This is a genomic window from Bradyrhizobium jicamae (assembly GCF_018130215.1).
In the GTDB taxonomy this organism is placed as follows: Bacteria; Pseudomonadota; Alphaproteobacteria; order Rhizobiales; family Xanthobacteraceae; genus Bradyrhizobium; species Bradyrhizobium jicamae_A.
Genome location: NZ_JAFCKQ010000036.1, coordinates 67,634 through 80,403, shown reverse-complemented (window position 1 = coordinate 80,403; position 12,770 = coordinate 67,634). Strand labels below are relative to the sequence as shown.

Here is a 12,770-nt window from a genome sequence, read left to right as displayed (position 1 = left end):
CACCTCCCGCAGAACAAAAGCGGAAAGTGTAACCCATGTGTCCGGTACGAAATGTCACCTATGTATCGGGCCGCTCATTCGCTAACGCTTCGGCGCGGCATGCCGCGACGAAGGCGTTTGCAAAGGCGGGTGCCGCGCCAAAGCCGCGCTGCAGCGACGGCGGGCCCTTCGCGGGCCGCGGCGGTCTCATGATCCACTTGTCAAAAAGCAATGACGACATGCGCTCGCATTCTCGCGACATGATCTGTCCGAGTCTTGCATCTCGCTTCACGCTCCTCTCGAGCAGAGGGCGCAGGGAAAGCCGGGTGCCGATCGCACCCATGGGTCCGGTGCAATAAAAAGCACCGGAGGTCGGACCACAGGTGTAACCGGAAACATCCCGGCTTTCCCTGCGCGATGGGTTACGGCTTATTTCGCGCTCTCCCCGGTGAGACTGGGCTTTTTTGTCACCGTCATCCGCAAGACGCTTGCGCATCCCAAGGACTCGACACCTGCCACTAGGGCGTCAGGCCTGCACGACTTCGCCGTCCGCCTCGGTGCGTTCGCCTCGTGCACCTCCGCGTCCATCGCATCCCACCGCGCGTTCGTGACGTGCGCAACGCCCCTCTCATCGGGCGGGACGGGCGGAATTGAACATCTGATTTGCCCGACGACGGAAGCGGAATGTTTTTTCGCGCAGGGCTGGACAGCATGAGTCGCGTTGATCGTGCTGACGAATTTAGATTCTTCGCGCAGCCTCACCGATGTCGAACCTGCGGGTGATCGCGATGGCGTCGAGGAAGGCTTCGTCGTGGCTCACAACCAGCAGCGCTCCGTCATAGGCGCGCAATCCGGCCTCGATGGCTTCCATTGACTCGATGTCCAGATGGTTGGTCGGCTCGTCGAGAATCAGGAGCGGGGGCGGCATCGGACCGCCCAGGACGCAGGCGAGGCCGGCGCGAAGCAGTTGCCCGCCGCTGAGCGAGGAGACGGCTTGCAGGGCGGCATCGGCGCGGAACATGAAGCGTGCCAGCGCCGCCCGGCACGCGTTCTCGTCGGCATTCGGGTTGATGCACCGGAAGTTGTCGAGGATGGAGGCTGAGGCATCCAGCAGGCTGACCGTCTGGTCGAACATGGCAAAGCGGGTCATAACCTGTATCGTGCCGCGCAAGGGCTGGAGTTCGCCGGCGATCAGCTTCAGCAAGGTGGTCTTGCCGGCGCCGTTGGGCCCGACGATCGCGACCCGCTCCGGACCTGACATGGAGAAGGTGACGTCGCACAGGATCGGCGCCCCATAACCGGCATCGGCGCCTTCGATCCTCAGAACCGTCCTGCCTGACGGCAGATTGGTCGACGGCAACCTGACTGACAGCGGCTGCAGGACCTCGATGCGTTGGCGCGCCGCGGCTGCAACCTCGATCGCCTGTTCCCGCCTGCGCTCGGCCAGGCGCACGTTCTCGCCACTGGTATCTTCACTGCGGTCCTTGCGCAGGCCGGCGGCGATCCGCGGCATGTCACCCTTCGCACGCTTCCTCTCGCCTGCGCCGTCCTTGCGCGCCTTGCGTTCGGACGTTTCCTTGGCCTTGCGGTTGATCTCGGTGATGCGCTTTTCGGCATCCCTCAGGTCGTGCCGTGCTGCCGCAAGCTCGATGGCCTTGCGCGCGCGGTACGCGCTCCAATTGCCACCGTAGCGTCTGGCTCCCAGCGAGGTCAGTTCGACGATCGCATCCATTGTCTCCAACAGCTCCCGGTCGTGGCTGACAATGATGGCTCCCTGTCGCCAGTCGGCGAGCAACTCGATCACCGCCTTGCGCCCCTCGCGGTCGAGATTGTTGGTCGGTTCGTCCAGCAGCAGGAAGTCGGGCTGCGCGAAAATGAGCGCGGCAAGGCGAGCCCTGGTGGCCTGACCGCCCGACAATGCTGCAAGCGGCGCTTCGGTGACGTCGTGCAGTCCGAGGCGAGCGAGCGCGGACGCGATGCGCGTCTCCAGCGTCCAGTCGACATCTGCAAGCTCCTCAGCGGTCGCGATGCCCTGTTCGGCGCGGCGCAGCCCGGCAAGCGCGCGGCGCGCGCCGAACAGATCGATCACGCACGCGTCCGTGTTCATTTGCACCGTCTGATGCAGCATCCCGATGCGTCCCCGCACCGAGACCGTGCCGGACTTCGGCGCGCGCTGGCCTGCGATCAGCGCAAGCAGGGTCGTCTTGCCGACGCCGTTGCGGCCAACGAGGCCGGTTCGCTCCGGTCCGAAATTCAGGTCGACGTTGGAGAGGAGTGACCTTCCGTCAGGCGTGGTCAGGATCAGATTGGAGAGCGTGATCGATGCTGGCATGGCGATGGAAATCCCGGTGGGCAAGGCTGATGGGCATTGCTGCGCGGGTGAAATCCATGGCTGTCGGCATCCTCTCGGGAAGTGATGAATTTGGACAAACTAGTTGCGCGTGGTGTCAGGATCAAGACCGGAAGTGGCCCCTCACGCCGCCTCCGCAACTGTCCACCGATCCGGATCCGCCGTGTGCCCGATCAAGGCCAGCCCATAGGCGATCGACTCGAACTGGTCCGCCGATGTCAGCCGCGCCTTGCCGAAACGGTCGGCGAACAGGCGCTGCACGGCGGGGACGAACGAGGTGCCGCCGGTGAGGAACACCTTCTCGATATGTCCTGCGGTGATGCCGGCCTTGTCCAGCGCCTCGTCGACCGTTGCGCCGAGCCGTTCGACATCGTCGGCGATCCAGCGTTCGAAATCCTTGCGGGTGACGGTGGCGCCGATGTCGATGCCTTCGCGGGCGAAGCGGAATTCGACACGGTCGCGGCTCGACAGCGCGACCTTGGTGTCGGACACCGCGCGATACAGCGCAAAGCCGAGATCGTGGTCGACGATGGTGATGAAGTCCTGCAGCGGCGCCGGATCGAGCGCGGTGCGTGCGAGTTGCTGCAATTCGCGCAGGTCGCCATTGCCCTTCATCATCGCGAGCTGATGCCAGCGGGCGAGGCTCGAATAGAAGTGGTTGGGAATCGGCAGCACCTTGTCGAAGGAGCGGTAATTCGTGCCCTTGCCGAGTCGCGGCGAGACGATGTGGTCGACGATGCGATAGTCGAAGCTGTCGCCGGCGATGCCGATGCCGGCGTGTCCCAGCGGCTCGGCGCGCAGCACGCCGCCCTTGCGCGAGAAGCGCATCACGGAGAAGTCGCTGGTGCCGCCGCCGAAATCGGCGACCAGCACGGTGGCGTCGTGGTCGAGGCTGCGCGCGAAGGAGAACGCGGCGCCGACCGGCTCGTAGACATAGCGCGCGTGGCTGGCGCCCAGGCGCTCGAACGCGGCCCGGTAGCGCTGCATGGCGAGCTCGTCATCGGGATTGCCGCCGGCAAAGCGCACCGGACGCCCGACCATGATGGTGGGCGCGCCCAGATCGAACCCGTCGCCGGCGTGGCGCGCCAGCGTGCGCAGGAACGCCGCCAGCAGATCCTCGAATTTGTAGCGTTGCCGGAAGATCTGCGTGGTGTTGAAGGCCGAGCTTGCCGCGAAGGTCTTGAACGACTGGATGAAGCGATGGATGGTGCGCCCCTCCAGGAACTGCTCGATCGCCCACGGCCCGCCCTCGGCGCGCGGGTGCAGGCCGGCACCCGGTCGGTCCTCCCAGAAGCACAGGGCCGACACATAGGTGCTATGGCTGCTTCCGCCATGGTCGAACCTGATCGCCTCGACACGGCCGTCGCCATCGGCCAGCGCCACCACCGTATTGCTGGTGCCGAAATCGACGCCGATCGAGACGGCGGGCGGAGCGCTCGACATGTCCTTGCTCTGATCGTGATGTGAAGGGGGCGGACGTTTAGCGGCTTTGGCCGGATTTGCCAACCGGCGCGAGGGACGTGCGCGCCACCTGCCGGGAGCATGGCTTGACGGAAAAATGATGAAGGTTCAGCCAATCTTGAGCAGGCACGCTCTTCCCGTCCTGCGCTTGCGCTGCTCTATAACACCCGGCGTTTCGGGCAGGCGGAGGAGCACGGCATGACAATGAACCCCACGGCCCTGAATTATCGCGTCGCGGCTGATGCTTACGAGGCCGGTCGACCGAGCTATCCGGCTGAGATCGTCGCCGCGCTGCCGCTTGGGGCCGCGCGTTGCATTGTCGATCTCGGTGCCGGAACCGGCAAATTCACCCGCCTCCTGCTCGCGCACATGTCCGCGAACACCCGCCTGGTCGCGGTCGAGCCAGTCGCCGAAATGTCGGCCAGGCTCGCGAACGAAGCGCGGGTCGAGGTCGTCAACACGCGCGCCGATGCGATCAATCTTGAAACCGGCAGCGTCGATCTCGTCACTTGCGCCCAGGCGTTCCATTGGTTCGACAACGAGGCGTCCGTCGCCGAGATCGCGCGGCTCCTGCATCCCGGAGGAACGCTGGCGCTGGTCTGGAACAACAGGGATGACCGTGCGCCATGGGTCGACGCGCTGTCCCGCATGATCGAAAGATATGCAGGAGACACTCCGCGGCAACGGTCGGGGCGCTGGCGCTGGATCTTGCAGGATCCACGCTTCGTGCTCGAGAAGGAAATCGTGCAGGACCATCCGCATCGGATGCGCCGACAGGATGTTTTCGAGCGCATCGCATCGACGAGCTATGTCGCCAATCTTCCCGAGGCGGAGAAGGCGGCGCTTCGGGAGCAGTCGGACGACATCCTGCGCGACGCCGGACTCGGGGACGCCGATGAAGTGGTGTTTCCCTACGTCACCCAGCTCTTTCTGCTGAAGCGGGTCTAGAAGGCCTCACCGGCCGCGTAAGACCGGTCTCAGGTGTCGATCGTCGTTCCGCACATTTGCCGGCGATATTCCGCCGGCGTCACGTTCATGTGCAGTCGGAAGACGCGGTTGAGATGGCTCTGGTCGGCGAAGCCGGCAAGCAGTGCGATCTCCTTCAGCGCCACGCGGTCCTTGCGCAGGTGCTGGCACGCATGCTCCACCTTGCGCCGCAAGACATAGGCATGCGGCCGCATGCCGTAGTGCACGCGGAACTTGCGCGCGAACTGCACTGGTGAGCAGTGACAGATGTTCGCCAGCTCCTCCAGTGTGATGTTCCTGAAAATGTTCTGTTCAATATAGTCCTCGATCATCCGGGCATGCGCCGGGCGGAATCGCCCCTGGGCGCAGGGCATCTTGAACTCGACCGCGGCGTATTTCCGCAGGATGTGCACGCTCGCCTGCAGCGCCAGCGCGTCGTAGCAAAGCCGACCGCCCGGAGCGCCCGCGGCGATTTCCTGAACCATCTGGTCGTTGATCCAGGTCAGGATCGGATCTTCGGCCTTGAGCAGATCGTGCAGCTCGATGGCCTCGGCATCGCGATCGAACGCCTCGCTGGCCGTCTTCGTCATCAGGGCCGGCGCGATGTAGAAATGAGTGACCTCGATGTCGTTCTTCCAGTGCCAGTTGGAGGGTTCGGCGCGGGTCAGGAGCGTCGTGACGCCACGGCCGACCTGATCCTGCTTCCATTGGCCGGTCACGCGACGGCTCATCGACGTGGTGCCGTCGCGATAGACGACGACAAGGAAGTTGTCCGATGGGGGAACCCAGATATCGGATGGCCCATAGCGGAAGATCCGCAGGCGGAAATCGCTCCGCCCGACCGACGAACTATCCAGCCTCAACTCGCCGGGAGCGTAGCGCGGCAATTCCTCGACCGTGATCAACTGGCCCATCGCGCGAGCCTCCTCCCTTGAATCAGTGACGCGGTTGACTGCTTGTTTTCATTGGCCGGCCGGCAGAGCCCAGAATAGGCCGCTTTCGCGCTTTGCCAAGCAGACCAACGGCCGATGATGGCGATTGAACGGCCGCGTTCCAGAGATTGTCGATTTCATCCAAGTCCGGGAGGCCGCAGGGCCAATAGCTTCCTCCGCGTCCGGCAACCGGTCCAGGCCGCCGGGCTCAAATTGGCGCAGCGCACCACCATCCGGCCTCACAGCGGATGTGCGCGAGACCACGCACAGGAGGAAACGATGACCGTGACCGCAACCGGGTCCAATGGAAGCAATGGCGCACATGCGACATCGAAATTCGACGCCGTGGTGATCGGTGCCGGCGTCGCGGGCCTCTATCAACTGTTCCGCCTGCGCGAGCAGGGCATGAACGTCAGGGCGATCGATGCCGGCTCCGGCGTCGGCGGCACCTGGTACTGGAACCGCTATCCAGGCGCGCGCTTCGATTCCGAAGGCCATACCTATCAGTATCTGTTTTCCGAGGAACTCTACAAAGGCTGGAGCTGGAGCGAGAGATTCCCGGGGCAGCCGGAGATCGAGCGCTGGCTGAACTACGTCGCCGACCGTCTTGATCTCAGGAAGGAGATCCAGTTCGGCACAACCGTCAAGAGCGCGCATTTCGACGAGGCGAGGCAACGCTGGCTGGTGACGACGGACAAAGGCGACGTGATCGATACCCAGTTCCTGATCACTTGCTGCGGCATGCTGTCGGCCCCGCACGTGTCCTTCCCGGGACAGGAGACGTTCAAGGGCCAGCTGTTCCACACCGCGCGCTGGCCCAAGGGGCCGGTCGAACTTGCCGGCAAGCGTGTCGGCGTGGTCGGCAATGGCGCGACCGGAATCCAGGTGATCCAGTCGATCGCCGGCGAGGTCGGTCGTCTCAAGGTGTTCATCCGCACCCCGCAATACATCATTCCGATGAAGAACCCGAAATGGGATGCGTCGGATGCCGAAGCCTACAAGTCGAAATTCAAATACCTCACCGAACGGCTGCCGAAGACGTTTACCGGATTCGAGTTCGACTTCGAGCACGCCTGGGCCGACCTGACCCCTCAGCAGCGCCGCCAGGTGATCGAGGACTGCTGGAACGACGGCTCGCTGAAATTGTGGGTTTCATCCTTCGCCGAATTGTTCTTCGACGAAGCCGTCAACGCCGAGATATCCGAATTCGTGCGCACGAAGATGCGCGAGCGGATCAGGGATCCGAAGCTCTGCGAACAGCTGATCCCGTCCGATTACGGCTTTGGCACGCACCGCGTGCCACTGGAACAGAATTTCCTCGAGGCCTTCCACCGGCCCAATGCCGAGATCATCAGCGTCAAGAACAATCCAATCGCGGGCATCACGCCTGAAGGCATCCAGACTACCGATGGCACCGTGTACGATCTCGACGTCATCATCCTGGCGACGGGGTTTGACGCCGGCACCGGCGCGCTGACGCGGATCGATATCCGCGGCCGCGATGGACGCTCGCTCAAGGAAGACTGGGGCAGGGACATCCGTACCACGATGGGCCTGCAGGTCCACGGCTACCCGAACCTGTTCACGACCGCCGTGCCGCTCGCCCCCTCGGCGGCGCTCTGCAACATGACCACCTGCCTGCAGCAGCAGGTCGAGTGGATCACCGATTGCATCAAATATATGCGCGGCAAGAGCCTGAACGTCATCGAGCCCAGCCGGGACACCGAAGATCAGTGGGTGGCGCATCACGATGAAACGGCAAACGCAACGCTGATCGCGAAGACCAACTCCTGGTATCTGGGCTCGAATGTCGCAGGCAAGCCGCGCCGCGTGCTGTCGTATTGCGGCGGCGTCGGCACCTACCGCCAGAAATGCGACGAGGTCGCCGCAAGCGGCTATCACGGCTTTGCCATGCAATAGGACCCGATCGTGATCCGGCGCCGCGCGTCTTCGGAGATCAGCGGCCCCCACTCACGGTCGACCACATCACAAACAAATACAGGAGGAGCACAATGAGCGCGAACTTCAGTGCGACAGCAGATGCGATTCTCGACGGCGTCGTGACGTCCAATCCGCGCGTTCCCGGGGTCGTGGCGATGGTGACCGATCGTCATCGCAACATCTATGAAGGCGCCGCCGGCAAGCGTCGCCTCGACCAGGCCGCCGACATGACGACGGACAGCGTGTTCGCCATCTTCTCGACAACCAAGGCGATCACCGGGACGGCGGTCCTGCAACTCGTCGAGGAAGGCAAGCTCGATCTCGACGCGCCGGCCAGGACCTACGCGCCCGACATCGGCAAGCTGCAGGTCATCGAGGGCTTTGACGACAGGGGCGAGCCGGTGCTACGAGCGCCGAAGCGTGACATCACCACGCGCATGCTGATGGTCCACTCCGCAGGCCTCGGCTACGACTTCATCAATCACACCTACAACCGGCTCGCGCAGGAGAAGGGGCAGCCGAGCGTCATCACCGCGTCCAGGGCGTCGCTGATGACCCCGCTGCTGTTCGATCCGGGCGAGCGCTGGGAGTATGGCACCAACATGGATTGGTGCGGCCAGATCGTCGAGGCGATCACCGGCCGCCGGCTCGGCGAGGTCTTCAGGACGCGCATTTTCGAGCCGCTCGGCATCGAGGACACGACCTTCGAGCTCACCGACGCGATGCGTCGCAAACTCGCCGGGATCCATGCCCGCAACGCCGACGGCTCCCTCACGCCGATGGATTTCGAGCTGCCGGCAAATCCCGAGATCCACATGGGCGGCCACGGACTCTACGGCACCATCGGCGACTACATGCGCTTCATCCGCATGTGGCTGAATGACGGCGCCGGCGAGAACGGTCGCGTCCTGAAGGCGGAGACCGTGCGGATGGCGGAGCAGAACCATCTCGGCAACAACAAGGTCACGGCCATCACCGGCGTGATCACCTCGCTCGCCAACGACGCCGAGTTCTTCCCCGGCCAGTCGAAATCCTGGGCGCTGAGCTTCATGATCAATGACGAGCAAGCCCCGACCGGCCGCCCCGCCGGCGCGCTGGGCTGGGCGGGACTGGCCAACCTGTTCTACTGGATCGACCGCCGGAACGGCTTCGGCGGATACTGGGCCAGCCAGATCCTGCCGTTCGGCGACCCGACATCGTTCATCGGCTATATCAATTTCGAAACGGCCTTCTACGACGCTCTCAGGCTGCGCAAGGCGGGTTAGGGCGCGAATAGGCTGAGATGACACCGGCTGCGGCGGACGCCGCAGCCGGGATTGGCACTATCGCGGCTTCATGTCCGCTGGCCGCATCGCGATGACGGAGATCAGCCCGAGGCCGACGCCGATCATGACGTAGAAGATCGGCGCCAGCGGCGAGGCCGTCAGCGCGATCAGCCAGGTCACGAAGAACTGGGCGAAGCCGCCTGATATCAGCACCGCGACATTGTTGACGATCGACAGCGAGGTCGAGCGGATCCGGACCGGGAACAGCTCGACCAGCGTCGTGCAGTAGACGCCGAGGAAGAAGGCGCCGAAGAACGCGATCACGACCTGGCAGACCAGGAGCTTCATGATCGAGGGTTCGGCGATCACCCAGCTGTACAACGGATAGAGCGAGACGAAATAACCGATCAGCGACACCAGCAGCAGCGGCTTGCGCGGATAGCGGTCGGAGATCGCGCCGGCGATCGGCACCACGATCACCATCACCAGTGCCGCGATCATCTGCACCAGGAAGCTCTGCATCAGCGGCAGCTTCAGCACCTCCTTGGCGTAGGTCACGGTGTAGCCGAAGGTGACGTAGAACGAGACCGCGCTTGCGACCACCATGCCCATGCCGATCAGATAGTTGCGGCCCGGACGCCTCAGATCGTCGGTGAATTTCGTGGTCGGCGCCGCCGCCTTGTCCTTGCGCAGCGCGTCCGGCTCGACCAGCCTGGCGCGCATGACGAGCAGGATCGGGATGATGGCGAGGCCGACCAGGAAGGGAATCCGCCATGCGCCGGCGGTGAGCTGCTCGGGCGTGAACGTCAAGGTCAGGCCGGCACCGAGCGTGGCGCCGAGCGCGTTGGCCATCAATTGCCCGGTGATTTGCCAGGACCCGTAATATCCGGTGCGGCCGGGCGGCGCCGCCTCGATCAGATACGCGGTCGAAGTGCCGAACTCGCCGCCGACCGAGAAGCCCTGCAGCAGCCGCGCGACCAGCACGATGAGCGGCGCCGCGGCGCCGACGGTGGCATAGGTCGGCGTCAGCGACAGCATCGCGACCGCCAGCGCCATCAGCCCCATGCCGAGCGTCATCGCGGCCTTCCGTCCCCTGCGGTCGCCGTAATAGCCGAGCACGAGGCCGCCGATCGGCCGCATCACGAAGCCGGCGCCGAACAGCGCGGTGGTCAACAGCAGCGCATTGATCTCGCTGCCGGCGATGTTGGGATCGATCGGGAAGAACAGGCTCTTGATGACCGGGGTCATCAGCGCAAAGATCGTGAAGTCGTACCATTCCATCGCATTGCCGGCGATCGCCGCCACGATGGCACTCCGGTTGGTCGTCTGCATCTGCGCTGCCCCCGTTCGTTGTTGGTGCCGGTCTCTATCGGGCCGGTCGTTTGGCGTCGGCGTCGGTCCATTCGTCGCCGAGGATTTCTGGCGTCGCGAATGCCTTGAGGTTCTCGAAATGGCGTTCGCGATCCTCGACGAAGAGCTTGCGGACGAGGCCGCGCGCGAGCCGGTCGGCGCCCTCGCTGATCGCAGGGATGTCGCCCGAGAGCTTGCCGTGGCTCAGCGTCGCCGGATAGTTGAAGCAGTGCAGCCGCGCCAGCGCCGGACAGGCACCCGGCACCTTCTCGAGGAACTCGAAGCCGTCGCCGAGATCGGGCGAGGATTCCAGCTCGGGATTGGCCATCCCGTCGGGAGTCCTGAAGCGATCGGACCACAGGCGGATGTGGGGCGCGAATTCGGCGAGCTCCGGGCGCAGGCCGAATTCGACCTTGAAGCCGGTGCCGAAGATGATGAAGTCGGTCGCGTAACGGCCCTTGGGTGTCGTCACGACGAGATGGTCGTTGTCGACGGCAAGACCCGTGACCGGGCTCGCCAGGTGGAAATGCGCATGGCTGTGCGAGGAGATGCGCAGCACGCTCGGCCGCGGCGGCGGCGTCTGCGCCTTCAGCGTGTGATCGAGGAAGCGCCATTTCCACTCGTCGGGCAGCCCGGCGAAGCCGTGCACGACCCCCTGGCTGCCGATCCCGGTGAACTTGTTGATGCGCGGGATGTCCGCCCGCCGGATGAAGAGGTCCAGCCTGCCGGCACCCGCTTCGAGCGCAGTCGCCGCATTGTCCATCGCCGAGGCGCCGGCGCCGACCACGGCGACACGCTTGCCGCGCAGGCGCGTGAAGTCGATGTCGTCGGCCGAGTGCGCCCAGAAGCGCCTGTCGATGCCGTCGGCGATCGGCGGGACATAGGGGCCGCCGAGGCCATCGCGCCCCGTCGCCAGCACGACATGGCGCGCGAGAAGTTTTCGCGCGCGGCCGCCTTCGCTGACGTCGAGCGCCAGCAGATCGTCGGGGCGGGCGTGGATGCGATCGACCGCAACCTCGTTGCGGACGGGGAGGTCGAGCACCTTGCGGTACCAGATCAGATACTCCATCCACATCGGACGCGGCGCGCGGTCGAGCGCCTTCCATGCCGCCTCGCCATGCTGCGCCTCGTAGAAGGCGCGGAACGTCAGCGCCGGCAGGCCCATCGCCGGACCCGTCAGCTCTTTCGGCGACCGCAGCGTGCGCATCCGCGCGAAGGTGACCCACGGTCCTTCGCGGCCGGCCGGCGCGCGATCGAGCACGAGGTGACTGTCGACGCCGAGGCGCTTCAACAGGCCCGAGGTGACGAGGCCGGCCATGCCGGCGCCGATGATCACGACGTCGACCACGTCCTCGCCGTCGACCACGCGGCGCGGCACCCAGGATTTCGCGGGCTGCTCGAGCCAGGCGAGATCCTGCTTCAGGCGCGCCTCGAGCGCGGCTAATCCGGTGGCGGTGGCCGCGGTCACGTTCATGTTCCATCTCTCTCCGACGTCGCGGGCTCGCCGGCAGGTTCGGACAACGCAGCCTCGCCGCCGTGCAGCTTTGCGCCGGGCATCAGCGTGACGGCAACGCGCAGCGCGTCGTTGATCGCCGTTATCGTCGGGGTCAGCTCGCGCCCGGTCGGCGATACCGCGGCGAACAGGAAGGGGATCGCGACGTCGAGCGGGCGGGTGACGACGCCTTCCATCGCAAGGCTCGAGGTCAGCACCGGCTCGACGATCGCGATTCCGAGCGACTGCTTCGCCATCGCGATCGCCGTCAGCGAGGAATTGGTGTCGATCACCTCCGCCGGGATCGCGCCGGCACGCGCGATTGCGTCGTCGACGCGGCGGCGCAGCCGGTAGGGATTTGCCATGGTCAGCAGCCTGCGGCCGTCGAGATCCTTCAGGCGGATCACCTTGCGCTTGGCGAGCGGATGGTCCGCGGCAAGGCAGGCGACGCATGGCACCTCGCAGACCCATTGCACGTCGAGGCCCGGATGCTGGACCGGCAGGCTGGCGAGCCCGAAATCGACGGATTGCGACAGCACCGATTGCACGACGTTCTCGGCCGAGAGCGCCTGCACATGGACCTGCCGCGGCAACAGGGCCTGGTCCACCGTCGCCAGCGCGACCGGCACGATGCCGCCCGCAAGCGCCGGGATCGCGGCGAGGCTGAGCACCGGCAATGCGCCCGCGCCGATCGCGGCCGCGCGATCGCGAATATGCTTCAGGCCGAGCAGCAGGCGCTCGACCTCGGCGTAGAACAGGATGCCCTTCGGCGTCGGGCTGATGCGCGGCCCGTTCCGGGAAAACAAGAGATAGCCGACGTCGGTCTCGAGATCCTGGATCTGCCGCGTGACCACCGGCTGCGACCGGCCGAGCAGCCGTGCCGCGCCGGTGATGCTCCCGGCCGACATGACGGCGGCGAAGGCTTCCAGCAGGCGGATATCGATCACGTCGTCTTGCATGGCTTGACGCTTATCATCCATTTTTAGAATGATAAAGATGCCTTGATGCAAAATATGGATCATGCTTAGATGGTC

General features: G+C 65.0%; 10 protein-coding genes. 3 read left to right on the top strand and 7 right to left on the bottom strand.

Going from position 1 to position 12,770, the window contains the following annotated elements; translation table 11 throughout:
- Nucleotides 1–58 precede the first annotated feature (58 nt).
- From JQ586_RS29435 to JQ586_RS29425, 3 genes are all read right to left on the bottom strand, one after another.
- Nucleotides 59–475, bottom strand: coding sequence for a hypothetical protein (locus JQ586_RS29435; protein ID WP_212398126.1), 417 nt, complete (start codon nucleotides 473–475; stop codon nucleotides 59–61).
- Between the two features lie 243 nt (nucleotides 476–718).
- The gene (locus JQ586_RS29430) at nucleotides 719–2,311 is read right to left on the bottom strand and encodes an ABC-F family ATP-binding cassette domain-containing protein (RefSeq protein WP_212398125.1); all 1,593 of its coding nucleotides are present in this window, start codon (nucleotides 2,309–2,311) and stop codon (nucleotides 719–721) included.
- Between the two features lie 141 nt (nucleotides 2,312–2,452).
- Nucleotides 2,453–3,772, bottom strand: a complete 1,320-nt coding sequence (locus JQ586_RS29425; RefSeq protein WP_212398124.1) for an Hsp70 family protein — start codon at nucleotides 3,770–3,772, stop codon at nucleotides 2,453–2,455.
- A gap of 216 nt (nucleotides 3,773–3,988) precedes the next feature.
- On the opposite strand from JQ586_RS29425, the gene JQ586_RS29420 reads away from it, so the two are divergent.
- Nucleotides 3,989–4,738 carry a class I SAM-dependent methyltransferase gene (locus JQ586_RS29420; RefSeq protein WP_212398123.1) on the top strand — a complete coding sequence of 250 codons (750 nt, stop codon included), beginning with the start codon at nucleotides 3,989–3,991 and terminating at the stop codon, nucleotides 4,736–4,738.
- 29 nt (nucleotides 4,739–4,767) lie between these two features.
- Here JQ586_RS29420 and JQ586_RS29415 read toward each other — a convergent pair whose 3' ends face one another.
- Nucleotides 4,768–5,670 carry an AraC family transcriptional regulator gene (locus JQ586_RS29415; RefSeq protein WP_212398122.1) on the bottom strand — a complete coding sequence of 301 codons (903 nt, stop codon included), beginning with the start codon at nucleotides 5,668–5,670 and terminating at the stop codon, nucleotides 4,768–4,770.
- 297 nt (nucleotides 5,671–5,967) lie between these two features.
- Between JQ586_RS29415 and JQ586_RS29410 the strand changes: the two genes are divergently transcribed.
- Together JQ586_RS29410 and JQ586_RS29405 are read left to right on the top strand one after the other, a co-directional pair.
- Nucleotides 5,968–7,608: an NAD(P)/FAD-dependent oxidoreductase gene (locus JQ586_RS29410; protein WP_212398121.1), complete on the top strand. Its 1,641-nt coding sequence runs from the start codon at nucleotides 5,968–5,970 to the stop codon at nucleotides 7,606–7,608.
- A 92-nt stretch (nucleotides 7,609–7,700) separates the two neighbouring features.
- Nucleotides 7,701–8,894 carry a serine hydrolase gene (locus JQ586_RS29405; protein ID WP_212398120.1) on the top strand — a complete coding sequence of 398 codons (1,194 nt, stop codon included), beginning with the start codon at nucleotides 7,701–7,703 and terminating at the stop codon, nucleotides 8,892–8,894.
- 57 nt (nucleotides 8,895–8,951) lie between these two features.
- Here JQ586_RS29405 and JQ586_RS29400 read toward each other — a convergent pair whose 3' ends face one another.
- From JQ586_RS29400 to JQ586_RS29390, 3 genes are read right to left on the bottom strand one after another with little or no spacing between them, the layout of a single operon-like run.
- Nucleotides 8,952–10,226, bottom strand: a complete 1,275-nt coding sequence (locus JQ586_RS29400; RefSeq protein ID WP_212398119.1) for a citrate-proton symporter — start codon at nucleotides 10,224–10,226, stop codon at nucleotides 8,952–8,954.
- Nucleotides 10,227–10,260: 34 nt separating this feature from the next.
- Entirely contained in the window at nucleotides 10,261–11,718 is a 1,458-nt protein-coding gene (locus tag JQ586_RS29395) for an NAD(P)-binding domain-containing protein (RefSeq protein WP_212398118.1), read from the bottom strand.
- Nucleotides 11,715–12,695 carry a LysR family transcriptional regulator gene (locus JQ586_RS29390; protein WP_212398117.1) on the bottom strand — a complete coding sequence of 327 codons (981 nt, stop codon included), beginning with the start codon at nucleotides 12,693–12,695 and terminating at the stop codon, nucleotides 11,715–11,717. The genes JQ586_RS29395 and JQ586_RS29390 overlap by 4 nt, the downstream gene beginning before the upstream one ends.
- Nucleotides 12,696–12,770 lie beyond the last annotated feature (75 nt).

Coding starts and splice junctions, on each gene's coding strand:
- JQ586_RS29435 (WP_212398126.1), bottom strand. CDS start 475: ATGCGCAAGCGTCTTGCGGATGACGGTGACAAAAAAGCCCAGTCTCAC.
- JQ586_RS29430 (WP_212398125.1), bottom strand. CDS start 2,311: ATGCCAGCATCGATCACGCTCTCCAATCTGATCCTGACCACGCCTGAC.
- JQ586_RS29425 (WP_212398124.1), bottom strand. CDS start 3,772: ATGTCGAGCGCTCCGCCCGCCGTCTCGATCGGCGTCGATTTCGGCACC.
- JQ586_RS29420 (WP_212398123.1), top strand. CDS start 3,989: ATGACAATGAACCCCACGGCCCTGAATTATCGCGTCGCGGCTGATGCT.
- JQ586_RS29415 (WP_212398122.1), bottom strand. CDS start 5,670: ATGGGCCAGTTGATCACGGTCGAGGAATTGCCGCGCTACGCTCCCGGC.
- JQ586_RS29410 (WP_212398121.1), top strand. CDS start 5,968: ATGACCGTGACCGCAACCGGGTCCAATGGAAGCAATGGCGCACATGCG.
- JQ586_RS29405 (WP_212398120.1), top strand. CDS start 7,701: ATGAGCGCGAACTTCAGTGCGACAGCAGATGCGATTCTCGACGGCGTC.
- JQ586_RS29400 (WP_212398119.1), bottom strand. CDS start 10,226: ATGCAGACGACCAACCGGAGTGCCATCGTGGCGGCGATCGCCGGCAAT.
- JQ586_RS29395 (WP_212398118.1), bottom strand. CDS start 11,718: ATGAACGTGACCGCGGCCACCGCCACCGGATTAGCCGCGCTCGAGGCG.
- JQ586_RS29390 (WP_212398117.1), bottom strand. CDS start 12,695: ATGCAAGACGACGTGATCGATATCCGCCTGCTGGAAGCCTTCGCCGCC.